Source organism: Methyloversatilis discipulorum (genome assembly GCF_000527135.1).
GTDB lineage: Bacteria > Pseudomonadota > Gammaproteobacteria > Burkholderiales > Rhodocyclaceae > Methyloversatilis > Methyloversatilis discipulorum.
On the sequence record NZ_AZUP01000001.1, the window covers coordinates 1,611,088 to 1,626,641 of the forward strand.

At 64.5% G+C, this 15,554-nt stretch carries 14 protein-coding genes; 8 read left to right on the forward strand and 6 right to left on the reverse strand.

Annotation, left to right across the window (positions count from 1 at the left end; genetic code table 11):
- The first annotated feature begins 8 nt into the window (after positions 1–8).
- On the forward strand, positions 9–698 hold the full coding sequence (gene rsxE, locus METFAM1_RS0107375) for an electron transport complex subunit RsxE (RefSeq protein ID WP_019918968.1): 690 nt from the start codon (positions 9–11) through the stop codon (positions 696–698).
- Positions 698–1,357, forward strand: a complete 660-nt coding sequence (nth, locus tag METFAM1_RS0107380) for an endonuclease III (protein WP_019918969.1) — start codon at positions 698–700, stop codon at positions 1,355–1,357. Before rsxE ends, nth begins: the two co-directional genes overlap by 1 nt.
- An 18-nt stretch (positions 1,358–1,375) precedes the next feature.
- Here nth and fae read toward each other — a convergent pair whose 3' ends face one another.
- From fae to METFAM1_RS0107400, 4 genes are all read right to left on the reverse strand, one after another.
- Positions 1,376–1,924 carry a formaldehyde-activating enzyme gene (fae, locus tag METFAM1_RS0107385; protein ID WP_018229895.1) on the reverse strand — a complete coding sequence of 183 codons (549 nt, stop codon included), beginning with the start codon at positions 1,922–1,924 and terminating at the stop codon, positions 1,376–1,378.
- 133 nt (positions 1,925–2,057) lie between these two features.
- Positions 2,058–2,981, reverse strand: a complete 924-nt coding sequence (locus METFAM1_RS0107390; RefSeq protein WP_019918970.1) for an alpha/beta fold hydrolase — start codon at positions 2,979–2,981, stop codon at positions 2,058–2,060.
- The gene (locus METFAM1_RS0107395) at positions 2,978–3,583 is read right to left on the reverse strand and encodes a TetR/AcrR family transcriptional regulator (RefSeq protein ID WP_019918971.1); all 606 of its coding nucleotides are present in this window, start codon (positions 3,581–3,583) and stop codon (positions 2,978–2,980) included. The genes METFAM1_RS0107390 and METFAM1_RS0107395 overlap by 4 nt, the downstream gene beginning before the upstream one ends.
- A gap of 82 nt (positions 3,584–3,665) precedes the next feature.
- Positions 3,666–4,559, reverse strand: a complete 894-nt coding sequence (locus tag METFAM1_RS0107400) for a LysR family transcriptional regulator (protein WP_019918972.1) — start codon at positions 4,557–4,559, stop codon at positions 3,666–3,668.
- 155 nt (positions 4,560–4,714) lie between these two features.
- Here METFAM1_RS0107400 and METFAM1_RS0107405 point away from each other — a divergent pair, with 155 nt between their 5' ends.
- Together METFAM1_RS0107405 and METFAM1_RS0107410 are read left to right on the forward strand one after the other, a co-directional pair.
- Complete coding sequence (locus METFAM1_RS0107405; protein ID WP_019918973.1) at positions 4,715–5,155, forward strand: DoxX family protein; 441 nt, start codon at positions 4,715–4,717, stop codon at positions 5,153–5,155.
- Positions 5,156–5,218: 63 nt separating this feature from the next.
- Positions 5,219–5,965, forward strand: a complete 747-nt coding sequence (locus tag METFAM1_RS0107410; protein WP_019918974.1) for a pirin family protein — start codon at positions 5,219–5,221, stop codon at positions 5,963–5,965.
- 782 nt (positions 5,966–6,747) lie between these two features.
- On the opposite strand, the gene METFAM1_RS0107415 is transcribed toward METFAM1_RS0107410, so the two are convergent.
- Together METFAM1_RS0107415 and METFAM1_RS0107420 are read right to left on the reverse strand one after the other, a co-directional pair.
- Positions 6,748–7,692: an IS110 family RNA-guided transposase gene (locus METFAM1_RS0107415; RefSeq protein ID WP_019918975.1), complete on the reverse strand. Its 945-nt coding sequence runs from the start codon at positions 7,690–7,692 to the stop codon at positions 6,748–6,750.
- 308 nt (positions 7,693–8,000) lie between these two features.
- Positions 8,001–8,900, reverse strand: coding sequence for a LysR family transcriptional regulator (locus METFAM1_RS0107420; protein WP_019918976.1), 900 nt, complete (start codon positions 8,898–8,900; stop codon positions 8,001–8,003).
- 141 nt (positions 8,901–9,041) lie between these two features.
- Here METFAM1_RS0107420 and METFAM1_RS0107425 point away from each other — a divergent pair, with 141 nt between their 5' ends.
- The 4 genes from METFAM1_RS0107425 to METFAM1_RS21395 all read left to right on the forward strand — a co-directional run bounded on the left by METFAM1_RS0107425 (position 9,042) and on the right by METFAM1_RS21395 (position 15,167).
- Positions 9,042–9,812, forward strand: coding sequence for an SDR family NAD(P)-dependent oxidoreductase (locus METFAM1_RS0107425; RefSeq protein WP_019918977.1), 771 nt, complete (start codon positions 9,042–9,044; stop codon positions 9,810–9,812).
- A gap of 1,012 nt (positions 9,813–10,824) precedes the next feature.
- A complete protein-coding gene (locus METFAM1_RS0107430) occupies positions 10,825–12,363 on the forward strand; it encodes a transposase (protein WP_019918978.1) in 1,539 nt (512 codons plus the stop codon).
- Positions 12,364–13,184: 821 nt separating this feature from the next.
- Positions 13,185–13,667 (forward strand): YcxB family protein, encoded by a 483-nt coding sequence (locus tag METFAM1_RS0107435; RefSeq protein ID WP_019918979.1) that lies wholly within the window; start codon positions 13,185–13,187, stop codon positions 13,665–13,667.
- A gap of 1,260 nt (positions 13,668–14,927) precedes the next feature.
- Positions 14,928–15,167, forward strand: a complete 240-nt coding sequence (locus METFAM1_RS21395; protein ID WP_408630415.1) for a zinc-ribbon domain containing protein — start codon at positions 14,928–14,930, stop codon at positions 15,165–15,167.
- The last annotated feature ends 387 nt before the right edge of the window (positions 15,168–15,554 follow it).

Genomic DNA, 15,554 nt, shown 5'->3' on the forward strand with positions numbered 1-15,554 from the left:
ATACCGGCATGAACGCTGAAGAACGCGCCGTCTACGGCGACATCGGCCGCAAGGGCCTGTGGGAGAACAACACCGCGCTGGTGCAGCTGCTCGGCCTGTGCCCGCTGCTGGCGGTCAGCAACACGCTGGTCAATGCGGTGAGCCTGTCGCTGGCGACGGTGCTGGTGATGGCGCTGGCCAGTGGCGCGGTGGCCGCGCTGCGTACGCTCATCCCGCACGAAATCCGCATTCCGGTGTTCATCCTGATCATCGCCGCACTGGTCACTTGTCTTGACCTGGCTTTCAACGCCTGGCTGCACGACCTCTACCTGGTGCTGGGCATCTTCATTCCGCTCATCGTCACCAACTGCATCGTGCTGGCGCGGGTCGAAGCTTTCGCCGCCAAAAATTCGCCGCTGGCCGCCGCCTGGGACGGCGCGGCGATGGGCGTGGGCCTGCTGTGGGTGCTGGCGCTGCTCGGCGGCGCACGCGAACTGATCGGTGCCGGCACGCTGTTCTCCGGCATCGACATGATCGTTCCGGGTGCCCACGCGATCCGCGTGTTCGGCGACGAGTACCGCGGCCTGCTGATGGCCATCCTGCCGCCCGGCGCCTTCATCTTCCTCGGTCTGCTGATTGCGGCGCGCAACGCCTGGGTGGCGCGTGTGCAGGCGCGCGCCGCCGTGCCGCACACGCCGGCCGAAGCCGCTTCGGCCTGATGGCGGGGCGTGCCAGCCGGCTCACGCGGGCCGAAATACAGACCATGTTCGAGCGCTGGCGCGCGGCCAACCCGCAGCCGAAAAGCGATCTCGAATACGGCTCGCCTTTCCAGCTGCTGGTCGCCGTCGTGCTGTCGGCACAGGCGACCGACAAGGGCGTGAACGTAGCGACGCGCAAGCTGTTTCCGGTGGCACCGACGCCGGAAGCCATGGTCAGCCTCGGTGTCGAGGGCGTCGAGGACTACATCAAGACCATCGGCCTGTTCCGCGCCAAGGCAAAGAACGTGGTGGCGCTGTCGCACCAGTTGCTGGAGAAGCACGGCGGCGAAGTGCCGAACGACCGCGCCGCGCTCGAAGCGCTGCCCGGCGTCGGCCGCAAGACCGCCAACGTGGTGCTGAACATCGTGTTCGGCGCGCCGACCATGGCGGTCGACACCCACATCTTCCGCATTTCGAACCGCATCGGCCTGGCGCCGGGCAAGGACGTGCTGGCGGTCGAACACGCGCTGCTCAAGGTGGTGCCGGCCGAATTCATGCAGCACGCCCACCACTGGCTCATCCTGCACGGCCGCTACACCTGTACGGCGCGCAAGCCGCTGTGCGGCCAGTGCGGCATCGTCGACATCTGCCGCTTCAAGGACAAGACGGTCGCCACCTGAGGTGGCGACCGGGGCGGATCAGATCTTTCCGTCCAGCCCCATCTGGTAATACTTGTGGGTGATCTTGTCCTGGTTCTCGAGCAGCCAGTCGATGTCCGGCTGGTTGTTCATCGCCTTCTTGATCGCCTTGGCCATGGCCTGGCGATGGATGTCGAACAGGATCTTGTGGTCGAGGTCCTTGGCGGTCGACACCATCGGATTCAGCCACACCGACACGATGATGCCGAGGTCGTTCGCCTTTTCCTTCGGAATGTCGCCGGCGCGCACGGCGTCGAGCACGCCATTGGCGATGGCGGCCTGCACAGTGCCCATCAAGATGTTGGTGTAGCGCTCGTCCTTGACCGTCACCTTACTCACCATCAGCGTCAACGGACGCACCTGGATGTCGGTGTTCAGGATGGCGAACACGCGAGTGTGGCCCTTGACCTGGTCACCGGTCAGCGTGGCCAGCGCGGTGCCGACCGGGCCGTCCAGTTCGCCGATGATGACTTCGGGCTCGGCCGCGGTGCCCGGCGGGCCGCCGGCGACCAGTGCTTCACCGCTGCGGAAGACGATGCGTTCGGACATGGGTGGTCTCCTGTTGTCGTATGTGAGGGCGTCACGCCTCGGGCGTGCGCCTGAGTTTCACATAATACAACTTTGATTCACAAAAAGAGACTACCCGATCGCTCATGTACTGCCGCGGGCGTCGGCAGACGGCTCAATACAGCGGCGCCGGCACCGGCAGGGCCGGCAACACCTGCGGCAGTTCCGCATGCCCGCAGACGAAGTCGGTGACTGCGGCGACCGTCGCCGGATCGTGCAGCGGGCGCCGATGACCCAGGCCCCAGGTGCGCAACAGCCGCGCCTGCGGCATCGCAGCGGACAGGCGCAGCGCGTGCTCGAACGGCACCAGCGCGTCATCGACGTCGTGCACGAACAGCGCCGGCACGGTCACCGTGCCCAGCGCGTCGATGCGGTCGATGTCCTCGAAGCGCATGGCGTAGAAATGTTCGATGCGGCGACGCATCGCCTCACGCACGCGCGGCGAAATGCCGATGCGCGCGGAAAAGCGTTGCGCATGTTCGCGTATCGACGCCGGCGTCCCGATGAACACCGCACGGCCGAAGCCGGCGCGCTCACGTAGCGCGAGGCCGACGGCCGCGGCGCCAAGCGAATGCCCGACCGCGGCATCGAACGGCCCGTGCGTCGCGTTCAGCGCGTGCAGCGCCTGCACGAAATCCGGCAGGCCGACGCGGACCCGGCGGCTGTCGCCATGGCCCGGCTGGTCGAACCACACGACGCGGCGCCCGGCCGCCAGCAGCGCCGCGGCCAGCGTACCCATCTGCGCACCGCACCCGCCCCAGCCGTGCGCCAGCAGTACCGCCGGCGCACCGGCCGGGCCGGCCGACCACACGGCGATGTCGTGGCGACCGACGCTCACCGTTTCGCGTCGCGCCGGCAACGCGGTCGATACCGCACTGTGCGGCCGCGGCGGCGTCGTGAACAGGCGCTCGGCCTGCCGACGCGCCAGTTCGGGTGCCACGCGACTGGCGAGGCGGAAATAGTGGCGCAGCACCGGCGCCAGCGAAGCACCGGACGTGCGGCGCGCACGCAGCGGCGGATGGAGGGCGATCGAACTCATGGCAATGCTCCCGGAACGGCGAAATCGGCGAGCAGGCGGGCAAAGGCGGCGCGCGCGCGCTCGCCGGCGCGTGCGTCGTCCATCAGGCGGGCGGCGTGGTAATAGCCGAGCACGATGGCGAACATGTCGAAGATGAACTGCTCAATGTCGAGGTCGGCGCGCAGATGGCCGGCGTCGATGGCGATGCGCACGGCCTTGTCCAGCGCCTGCTGCAGCAGGCGGTAGTGCCCGACCAGCCGGTCGCGCATCGGCCCCGGCCGGTCGTCGTACTCGACCGAAGCGGCGTGGATCGGACAGCCGTGCGCCAGACCGCCGCGCTGCGTCCATTCCAGCCAGCCTTCGAACATCGCCCACAGCCGCGGCACGCCGCGCGGCGCGGCAAACGCCGGCTTCATGACCGTGTCTGCAAACAGCTGCGCCGCCATGTCGATGGCCGCGCACTGCAATTCCTCGCGCGAGCCGAAGTGCGCGAACAGGCCGCTCTTCGACAGCCCGGTGCGTTCGGCCAGCGAACCGATGGTCAGCGACTCGAAACCGCTTTCGCTGGCCTGCGCCAGCGCCGCTTCGAGTATGACCGTGCGTGTGTGCTCTCCCTTGCCCATAGGACAATAATACGAACGGTCGTGCTTTTTTCAAGGAAAATTTCAAAGCCTTCGTGCGTGCCGCCCGCAAACCCGCAGCCGTTCAGGAAAAGCTGGTCTTGCCGAAGGTGTTGCGCAGGAACTCGGTGAACACCTTCACCGTGCGCGACTGCTGACGGTGCTGCGGATACACCGCGTAGATGGTCAGCGGCGCCGGCGCGTATTCATCGAGCACGCTGACCAGACTGCCGGCGCGCAGCGCCTCGCCGACGATGAAGGTGGGCAGCAGCGTGACGCCCAGACCGGCGATGGCCGCATCGCGCGCCAGTTCGCCGTTGTTCGCACGCAGCCGGCCGCTGACCGGCAGCGCCTGCGGCCGGCCCTTGTCGAGAAAGGGCCATTCGACGTTGCGCGAATGGCCGTACAACAGGCATTGATGGTCTTTCAGCTCGGCCGGCGTCTGCGGCCGGCCGTGCGCTTCGAGATAGCCGGGACTGGCGCAGAAGACGAGTTGGGTCGGTGCGATGGCGCGGGCGATCAGCGACGAATCGCCGAGCTGGCCGATGCGCACCGCCATGTCGTAGCCCTCGCCCACGACATCGACGAAGCGGTCGCTCAGATCCAGTTCGACCGTCACTTCCGGCCAGGTCGCCATGAAGCGGGCGATCGCCGACCCCAGGTGCAGCGTGCCGAAGGACATCGGTGCCGACAGCCGCAGCGTGCCGCGCGGCGCCGCGTTCTGATTGGCGACCAGCTGCTCCGCCTCATCCACGTCCTGCAGGATTTTCACCGCGCGCTCGTAGAAGCCGCGCCCGGTGTCGGTGATGCTGAGGCGGCGCGTGGTGCGCACGAGCAGGCGGGCGCCCAGTCGGTCTTCGAGCGCCATGATGCGGCGGCTGATCAGCTGCTTCGACAGCCCGAGCCGGTCCGCGGCGGCGGTAAAACTCTGCGCATCCACCGTGCTGACGAAAATCTGCATGTCCTCGAGCTGGCTCATCCGGTGACCAAGGCCTCACTGTCAACTCAATTGCGACAGTGTTTCAATATGAAGCCGATTTATCAAGCCATATCGCGACAGTACAGTTCAGCCATCGGTTGCGGCATCAGGACGCGCACCGGCAGACAACTCCAGACACCCCGAAAGGACAGACCATGAACACCTCGACGATCCAGGCCTACTCCACTCAGCAGGCCGCCCGCAGCACCGACGCCAGCCAGATCGCCGCCGCAGCCGGCCGCGTTCTGCTCGCCGCCCTCTTCCTGCTCGCCGGCTTCAGCAAGCTGACGCAGCACGAAGGCACCATCGGCTACATCGCCTCGGTCGGCCTGCCCTTCCCGGAACTGGCCTACGCCGGGGCGCTGTTCGTCGAGATCGGTCTGGCCGCGGCCCTGGTCGTCGGCTACCGCACCCGATGGGTCGCCGCCGCGATCGCCGTCTTCAGCCTGGTGACCGCCTTCGGCTTCCACTTCAATCTGGCCGACCAGAACCAGTTCATCCACTTCTTCAAGAACGTGGCTATCGCAGGCGGCCTGCTGCAGATCGTCGCCTTCGGTGGCGGTGCCCTGTCGCTCGACGCCCGCCGCACGGCCTGAAACCGACCCGCCCATGACCGCAGGGGTGCCGCCATGCGGCACCCCGCAACGAAGGAGATCGCCATGACCACCCCCATCCTCAACGCCCGCCCGAGCATCGAAACCCGTCCCGCCGACCAGCGCGGCGTCGCCGAACACGGCTGGCTCAGTTCGCGCCACAGCTTCTCGTTCGCCCACTACGACGACCCGAAGCAGCGCGGCTTCTCCGACCTGCTGGTGATCAACGACGACACCGTCGCCCCCGGCGCCGGCTTCGGCATGCACCCGCACCGCGACATGGAAATCTTTTCCTACGTGCTCGACGGCGTGCTGGAGCACAAGGACACCATGGGCAACGGTTCGCAGATCCGCCCGGGCGACGTGCAGATGATCAGCGCCGGCCGCGGCATCGCACACAGCGAATTCAATGGCTCGCAGACCGAGCAGGTGAAGTTCCTGCAGATATGGATCCTGCCGGACGAACACGGCACGCCGCCGGGTTACCAGCAGATCCATTTCGCCGAGCAGGAAAAGCGCGGCCGTCTGCGCCCCATCGTCACACCGGACGGTGCCGAGGGCAGCATCCGCATCCGCCAGGACGCACGGGTCTATGCCGGCCTGTTCGATGGCGACGAGGCGGCCACGCTGCCGCTGCGCGGCGACCGCCACGCCTATGTGCACGTGGCGCGCGGCGAGGTCACGGTGAACGGCGTGCGTCTGGGCGCAGGCGACGGCCTCAAGCTGCGCGGCGCCGACGCGGTGTCGCTGAGCGAAGGGCGTGACGCCGAAGTGCTGGTGTTCGACCTGCGGGCGGTCGAGACCGCGTACTGAAGGCGCATCCACTGGCGCTCCGCAATGGACGCCAGCGCCGTTCAAAGGCAGCGTCGCGGCCAAGGCCGCTCCCACAAGGGTGACGCGCCCGACCCGCGAGCGGAGCTCGGGCCAGGGCTCTGTGGGAGGGGTCTTCTGACCCCGACTGCGGCCTGAATCGACGCCAGCGGACAGCAACGGCCCTGTCGCGGTCAGAAGACCGCTCCCACAGGGGAGGGGCACCCGATCCGCGACCTGAGCCCGAACCGGGATTCTGTGGGAGGGGTCTTCTGACCCCGACAGCGAGCCGAATCGACGCCAGCGGCCAGCAACGGCCCTGTCGCGGCCAAGGCCGCTCCCACAGGGGTGGGGCACCCGATCCGCGACCTGAGCCCGAACCGGGATTCTGTGGGAGGGGTCTTCTGACCCTGACTGCGGCCTGAATCGAAGCCAGCGGCCAGCAACGGCCCTGTCGCGGCCACGGCCGCTCCCACGGGGGTGGTGCGCCCGATCCGCGAGCGGAGCTCGGGCGGGGCTCTGTGGGAGGGGTCTTCTGACCCCGACGGCGACCTGAATCGACGCCAGCGGACAGCAACGGCCCTGTCGCGGCCAAGGCCGCTCCCACAGGGGTGGGGCACCCGATCCGTGACCTGAGCCCGAACCGGGATTCTTTGAGAGGGGTCTTCTGACCCCGACAGCGGCGGTGGGCAGCGCGCGGCGTTAAGTCCGCGGGCCGAGCCGGCAGCAACGGCTGCCCTCCACTGGGCCCCCGCTCAGGCCTGGAGCGAACACTGTGGGAGATTCTATGTTCGTCCGCAAGCGTTTTCGTGCTGTTTCGGGACATAGTCTGCGGCGTTCTTCATCAGTGAGAAGGCAACGCGCGCGAGCTTTCGGGCCAGCGCAACGAGCGCCTGGGTGCGACTGAATCCGCGCTGGAGCATGCGCTGGTAGAAGGGCTGCCAGGTCGTGGATCGGCTGGCTGCCATGGCGGCGTTGTAGAGCAGGCGGCGCATCTCCGAGTCGCCCTTCTTGCTCAGCGCACGGCGCCCAGTCTTCTTGCCCGAATCGCGCACGCTGACATCCAGGCCGAGGAAGGCGATGAAGGCGTCCGCGCCGCTGAAGGGAGCGCGATGGAAGGCCGCGCACAGGCCGGCGGCGGTGAGCGCGCCGACGCCTTCGATCTTCAGGATGCGCCGATACGGTTCCGTCCATCCGCTTTCGTTGATCAGCGAGGCGATGCGCTGCTCGAACTGTTTGATCAAGGCGGTGAGCCGCGCGAGGGCCACACGCACGTCGCGACCAAAGCCGGGCAGATCTTCCATGCTCTGACGGATGCGACCCAGGCTGCGCACCACGGTTGCGCGCCGACGCAGCAGGCTGCGCAGCGCGGTGACCGCGGGCGCCGGGAGCGAGAACGGGCGCAGATCCGTGCCCTCGTGCGCGAGGTAGCGGGCGATCAGGCGTGCGTCGTGCCGATCGGTCTTGGCGCGCAGGCCCACGGTGTCGCGGTATCGGGACAGCTTGAAGCCGTCGATCAGAAACACCTGATGTCCGGCGCCGATGAGCAGCTCGACGAGCGTGCGGTGATAGGTGCCGGTCGATTCGCAGGCGATGCGCTGGTGGCCTTTCGGCAGCGTGCGTAACCAGCCGCGGATGGCCGCAGCCGTGTTGTCGATGCGCGTCACCCGCGCGCTGGGGTGCTCGGCGATGTCCAGCCAGTGCTTGGAGATATCGATGCCAAAGCACACTGCCTCGTTCTGACTTGTCACGATGGGGCCCTCCCGACTAAGGTTCAAAAGGCTTGTCGGGATTCACCACAGCACTGGCTTGCAGGGTATGGACGGTACCGTAGTAACACGGTCCGATGGATTCCTGATCGGTGCTTGGGGTGAGGGCGGGACATCTCTCCCACTGTCTGTACGTGCTTGCCGTCAGATCCGAGCTCGGTCCCTCCGCCCGACAAGCTATTCCTACGCCTGCCGGGGTGGAACATACAAGCGAGCTTGCTCGCGATTGCAGCCGTCACCGGTCATCGCAGGCATCCGTGCGACCGGCTTCACATCCTCCCGGACATCACGGTCTTCATCCACTCGATGAAGGCCTTCACCCGCAGCGGCAGGTGGCGGCGGTTTGCATAGACCAGGCTGATCGGCAAGGACGGCGCTCGATAGTCGGGCAGGATTTCGACCAGCGTGTCGTCGTCCAGATAGCGACCGACACGTGGCGCCTGGATGATGCCCAGTCCGGCGCGACAGGCTTCGCGGTAGGCGTCCGAGTTGTTGACCGTGATGACACCCTGCATCGGCACGCTGAGCAGTTCGCCGGTTTCCGGCGATACGTATTCGAAGCCCGAAGGACGCGCGCCCAGCGTCTGCGCGTAATGGACCAGCCGGTGCATCGCCAGGTCGGCCAGCGTGCGCGGCGTGCCGTGCTGTTCAAGATAGGCCCGGCTGGCGCAGTTGAACTGTTCGAAGCGCCCGAGCGGCACCGCGATCAGGCTGTGGTCGCCGACCGCGCCCACGCGCAGCACGCAGTCGAAGCCCTCGCGCACCAGATCGACCCGCCGGTCAGTGCTGCTCACCTCGATCTCAAGCTGCGGGTGGCGCATCAGGAACTCGGGCAGGCGCGGAATGACCAGATCGCGCGCGAAGGCGAGCGGAAGATCGACGCGCAGCCGGCCGCGAAGATCGGCCTGTCCGCCCGCGGCGAACAGCGTGTTCAGTTCGTCGAAGTCGGCGATCAGATCGCGGCAGCGCTCGTAATAGGCCTGGCCGTCCTGCGTCAGCTGCACCTTGCGCGTGGTGCGATGAAACAGTCGCGTACCCAGCGTGCTTTCCAGCTGCTGCACCGCATTCGACACCGTCGATTTGAGCAGGCCAAGGTTCTCGGCGGTGGCGGTGAAGCTGCCCAGCTCAGCGACCCGGCTATAGATGCGCATCGCTTCAATCTGGTCCATGAGCGGCCTTATTGTCCAAATATTCCGAACAGAGTAACAAAACTGGCTGCGTTTATCTCCACAAACCCGATCAATAGACTGCATTCCGTGCTGGCGACATACCCGTCGCACACCTTCAGACCTCACTACCAGGAGATATCCATGAGCACGAACGCAGACCGCAAGATCGCCCTCATCACCGGCAGCAGCCGTGGCCTCGGCCGCAACATGGCGCTGCACCTCGCCCGCCAGGGCGTGGATGTCGTCATCACCTACCGCAGCTATCGCGACGAGGCGGAAGCCGCTGCCGCCGAAGTGATCGCCGAAGGCGCACGCGCCGTCGTGCTGCAGCTCGACGTGGCCGACAGCACAGGCTTCGCCGGCTTTGCCGACGCGCTGAAGTCGGCACTCGGCCAGCAATGGCAGCGCGACCGCTTCGACTATCTGGTGAACAACGCCGGCATCGGCATCTACGCCCCCTTCGCCGACACCACCCAAGCGCAGTTCGACGAACTGTTTCGCATCCACCTGAAAGCGCCCTTCTTCCTCACCCAGGCGCTGCTGCCGCTGATCGCCGACGGCGGCCGCATCCTCAACGTGTCGTCCGGCCTCGCCCGCTTCAGCATGCCGGGCTTCGCCGCCTACGCCGCGATGAAGGGCGGCGTCGAAGTGCTGACGCGCTTCATGGCGCGCGAACTGGGCGAGCGCCGCATCACGGTCAACACGTTGGCGCCGGGCGCCATCGAAACCGATTTCGCCGGCGGCATGGTGCGCGACACCCCGCAAGTGAACGGCGCCATCGCCGACCAGACGGCCCTCGGCCGCGTCGGCCTGCCGGACGACATCGGCGCCGCCGTCGCCGCCCTGCTGTCGGACGGAGGACGCTGGATCAATGGTCAGCGGATCGAGGTGGCGGGCGGCATTTACCTCTGATCCGGCCGGAGTTGGGAACCGACCGGGCCTCGCTAGTCACTCGCGCGACAAGCCCGGTCGGTCCCCGCTACGTGAAGCCGGAGTCCGCGTAGATGGCAGATGCATGTTCCGGTAAAGTGATCAAGAACCGGACGGCATCAAGGGGTGAGGTTTTTCACATCCGTTTAATACTGTATGAATGAACAGTCAAAACATCCATAATGACGCTGCCACGCGCGTTTCAGAGCGGTCACGGCTGTCTGTTTACCCGGCGCCGTCCATAGTTATGGCGCAAATCTGCGCCAGAAAACAAAGTTAGCCGCCATGTACCGCACCGTCTTTCCCCGCTGTACCGTTCCTGGCTCGGTCGAGCCCGAGCCATACAGCCACCTCATGAGCGGCGCCGTGCCGAGAAAGTGCAGGCAGTGCGACCACCTGTTTGAAGGCGGTTGCAGGCGTGCCATGGAGCAGGTCCAGGGGTACCTTTCGCTTGATCACGGGCCCTGTCCGGTTAAGGGGCCCACCGATCCAGTGTTGGTCGAAACGCAGTACTACCTGAGCAAGGCATACATCCCCTCCAAGTGCCGCACCTGTAGGCATCTTCTTCTTGATCCCATTCGAGGCTTCGTGTGCAACTTCGAGCGGGAGAAGTGGGGTAGCTTTCCGCGCACTCTTGATTGGGGTTCTTGGAGTCCAGAGCATCCCAATCTTGGTCTGCAAAGCGGGAGGTCGGTCTCCGTCGAGGTGCTGCAGGCTGTACGCCAAAGAAGTGAAGTCGGAGCAATCAAGGCCTTCCGAGCGGTACATCGAGATGCAACCCTCAAAGAAGCAAGGGAGGCGTATGCCGAACTTCTGGCAAAGGTTCATGGTGCTGTTGGCTAACCCCTCCATCGAGCGGACAAACAACGGCGGGCTTCGCCCACCGTTGTTTGCCGCTCATGTCGAACGTTGAGGCTGTAGAAAAACCCCTCCCCACCCTCATCCGTTCACATGCCGTTGTTATGATTCCGCATCGCCTCTCCGGAGCTTTGCGATGCCGCGATTCAAGACGCCCGACTACGGTCTGAAGCTCATCCCGGTCGATTTCGCACAGCAGGTGCTGCCCGGTACCTTCGAGTTCGCGCTCTGCCATCTGGTCGACAACGACCTTGATCTCTCGACTTTGCGTGCCCGCTACGCCAACGACGCCGGCGGTGCCCCGGCTTTCGATCCGGCGGTGCTGCTCAAGATCGTGCTGCTTGGCTATTCGCGCGGGCTGATCAGCTCCCGATCCATCGCCACCGCCTGCCGCAACAACGTGCTGTTCATGGCCGTCTCCGGCGACAGTGCGCCGCACTTCACCACGGTCGCGCACTTCATCAGCCGTCTCGGCAATGAGGCCCAAGCGCTCTTCACCGAGGTGCTGCTGGTGTGCGACCGCGAAGGGCTGATCGGGCGCGAGCTCTTCGCCATCGATGGTGTGAAGCTGCCGTCCAACGCATCGAAGGCAAAGAGCGGCACGCGTGCCGATTTCGAGCGCGAGGCGGCGAAGATGGAAGCGGCCGTGCAGCGCATGATCGGTGAGCAGAAGGCGCGCGATGCGGCCGGCTGCGACGACGAGGCCGCCCGCGCACAGCGCACCCGCGAACGCTTGAGTCACGAGGCGGCAAAGATCCGCGACTGGCTCGCGCGCAATCCGGACGACCGACGCGGCGCCAAGGGCGCGGTTCGCCTCTCGAATCGTACCGACAACGACTCAGCCAAGATGGCCACCGCCAAGGGCGTGATCCAGGGCTATACCGGCGTGGCCGCCGTCGATGCCGCCCACCAGATCGTCGTCGATGCGCAGGCGCACGGCACCGGGTCCGAACAGGAACTGCTGCTGCCGGTGATCGATGCAAGCAGCGCACAGCGCGGACCTGACACTGCGATCTGCGCCGACGCGGGCTATCACTCCGAGAAGAACCTCGCCGAACTGGACAAGCGCGGCATCCCCGCCTGGGTGTGCGACAACGGCTACCGCCAGCGTGACCCCAGATACGCCGATCAGGCGAAGCACAAGACAAAACCCGACGCGCTGTGGGACAAGAGCGAGAAGGCGAAGGAAGCACGCACCGCCAGCAAGACCCGCCGCTACGCCAACACCGACTTCACCGAAGCGCCGGACCGCAGCCACTGCCTGTGCCCGGCGGGCAAGCGCCTCTATCGCAACGGGGGCGAGTGCACGATCAATGGCTACGCCGCGACCAAGTACACCGGCGCCGCGCGCGACTGCGTGCCGTGCGAGCAGCGCACCCGCTGCCTGCGCACGCCCGGAACGACGAAGGTGCGACAGGTCGCCTTCTTCCGCGGCAAGCGAGGCCACATCGAATCACACACCGAGCGGATGAAGCGGCGCATCGATTCCACGGAGGGCAAGCGGATGATTGCCGCACGGTTTGCCACCGTAGAACCCGTGTTCGGCAACCTGCGGCACAACAAACGGCTCACCCGTTTCACGCTGCGCGGGCGGGAGAAGGTGGATGGGCAGTGGAAGCTGTACTGCCTGGTGCACAACATCGAGAAGCTCGGGCACCACGGATGCGCGAATTAGGTAAGCTGGCGGGAGAGGCCGGCGCCATTTCGAGCGCGCCGGGCAGCGGCCGGGGCTGACGTCAGGGGACAACGATGAAGCGAAGATCGGAAGGCTGAGAAGATGATGAACGACTTCGAGCCGGCATGCGCCGGTCACAACCGCTTGGCCCGAGATGGGGTTTTTCTACAGCGTCGTTAGCCGCCATGTACCGCACCGTCTTTCCCCGCTGTACCGTTCCGGGGCTCGGTCGAGCCCGAGCCATACAGCCACCTCATGAGCGGCGCCGTGCCGAGAAAGTGCAGGCAGTGCGACCACCTGTTTGAAGGCGGTTGCAGGCGTGCCATGGAGCAGGTCCAGGGGTACCTTTCGCTTGATCACGGGCCCTGTCCGGTTAAGGGGCCCACCGATCCAGTGTTGGTCGAAACGCAGTACTACCTGAGCAAGGCATACATCCCCTCCAAGTGCCGCACCTGTAGGCATCTTCTTCTTGATCCCATTCGAGGCTTCGTGTGCAACTTCGAGCGGGAGAAGTGGGGTAGCTTTCCGCGCACTCTTGATTGGGGTTCTTGGAGTCCAGAGCATCCCAATCTTGGTCTGCAAAGCGGGAGGTCGGTCTCCGTCGAGGTGCTGCAGGCTGTACGCCAAAGAAGTGAAGTCGGAGCAATCAAGGCCTTCCGAGCGGTACATCGAGATGCAACCCTCAAAGAAGCAAGGGAGGCGTATGCCGAACTTCTGGCAAAGGTTCATGGTGCTGTCGGCTAACCCCTCCATCGAGCGGACAAACAACGGCGGGCTTCGCCCACCGTTGTTTGCCGCTCATGTCGAACGTTAGCTTTCGAATGATCTCCGGCACCATATCAGCATCCGATTACCTCAATGCCCAACGGCTCCATCGGGCTAAGTCAGTACGTTGGTACTACGCCGCCTCTGGATTTGCCGTTGCTGCTGGCGTTGCGACGTATTTCTTCTACCAGCAGAAACTAGGCTTCATTATTGGCTGTGCTGGAGTTGGTGGCTTAATCGGCGAGCTCGTCATGTCGCTGCTCTATCTTCCGTGGAAGGTCCGCCGCCTTCACCAACAACAAAAGGATCTCGCCTTCCCATTCACCTATACGTGGGATAGTGAGTTTCTTGAAGCCAAGGGTGTCAGCGGACAATCAAAGCGCCAGTGGAGCAACTATGCAAAGTGCAAGGAGAATGAAAATCTGTTTCTCCTTTATCACTCCGACGCTCTCTTTGAAATGTTCCCCAAAGCTTGGTTTCAAGATCAAACCCAAATCGCCGAGTTTCGAAGCTTGGCGCACCTTGCGGGAAAAACCTAACATGGCGCTCAACCTCGCTCCCTTCGGTCGCTGGACGCTGCGCGATAAAGCCGCGCAGCGCCGGTTAGCTCTACGTTAGATTGCTATGAACGCTAGGCGCTTCAAGGTTGAAGAGACTTCCAAATCACTGGGCGAGGCACAGTGGTCGCGATCGGCGAGACGACTGACCTTCCCGTTGGCAGAGCGCTTAGTGTCACCGTCTTTCGTCCAGATGGTTCCCAGCTCTCCGTGCGGGCATTTAAAGAGTGGCTCCTTCGGCGTGATCCGCGGCCACTTGAGAAAGAAGCGTTTCTCTTGCGCGGCGTCGAGAAAGCTCAAGTTCCCGAGGGAAGTTCCATTGAGCTCGAAGCAATCTAACCCGGCGGTCGACCCCGCTCCCTTCGGTCGCTGGACGCTGCGCGATAAAGCCGCGCAGCGCCGGTCACCTCCACGTTAGAGCGCATGAATCCAATACGGTGGCTGCTGGAGCTGAGTGCGAGCCTAGCCGAGCGACGCGCAGGTAAAGTCGATCCGCGTGCTTATGGCTACGAACGCGTCGACTCCCGAGAGTACGAGGCATGGATTGAAATTGGCGAGGCCGTGCTCCTGGAGACCAATCTGAAGTGGCCTGAGCGATGGGTCCAGATTTCTGAAAATTCGAGACGAATGTCCAGAGTGGTTCAAGCGCAGGACGGGCTCTTTCGGCTGAGCACCTACGAGAGCCGTGATGGCAAATGGTGCGGCTGGGAGGGACCGGCGATCTATGAGTCACTCGAATCTGCCATTGGTGCGGGGCTAGAACAGCTTGAACGTCAGGCTAGGTTGGCGCGTGCATAAGATGCGCTCTAACCAGTCGCTCGAGCCGACTCGCGTCGGCAAGCCGCCGCTCGCGGCTCAGCTTCAACGTTGAACGTCACCGGTTCTTGGTGTTTCTGGCGGGCGGTCCGAACCTGCGTGCAGCGCCCGAGCTAGCGGCTGCGGCAGTCAGCGAGTGTGGTCTCTTCGTACTCCGCGCTCGCGTGAGTTCGCCCCTTGTTGCGCCATGCCCTTGTGCTAGTGTTTCGGGGCATCGAGGGCGGCGGGCCATCGCGAGCGCCGCTGGCCTGGTTCAGTTCAGATCAACTTTGAGGGGCAACGGCTTCGTCATGCACAACCTGCCTTCGCTGACGGTCTCGGTGTCGTCCAACACTGCGTTCGAGCGGACCGCCCAAAGCTGCGCTTTGGGTTCCCTGCGCGGCTGCGCCTCTCCGGCGTCCGCACAACTACAACGTTAGGCCTCACATGCCAGCATCTGATCCCAGGATCCCAATTGATCGAACCAAATGGTCGGTTGGCAGCCAACGAACCACCGGGCACTATGACGAGCAAGCAACTGAGTACGAAGGGATTCGGTGCCAATGCCGAGCGTGTACGCGTTCGTTTGTCTTCACCGCCACGGAACAGCAAGCCGCCTACGAAGTCGAGAAGCGCTATGTTTGGTACCTACCGAAGCTCTGTCATGAGTGCGCATCAAAGTCATAGCAAGGCTTCTTTCTCTGCAGCACTGTCCAGCCACATACACCGGCCTAACTGGGCGTTGCAGGGGACGCCTCCACGGCTGCGCGCTTCGGCCATGCCAAGCGTGCGCCCCTGAACTTGGGCGTTAGAGATCATCGATGACAACGCTCACGGAATTTCTAAAAACATGGTGGCTACCAGTTGCAACATACCTATTAGCCACGACGCCGTCAGCCATTGTCCTATTCTTCCAAAACACCCTATCGCCCCACATAAAAGAACTGCAGCCAGTTGTGCTGCTGAATACAGTGGCGCTATTGCTATGGCTACTTCTGCTGCTATTGGCATACATACTCCTTCAGCGCCCGTGGCTCCGTTGGGATGAACCAACGGGAACCTGGGTTAGCCGCA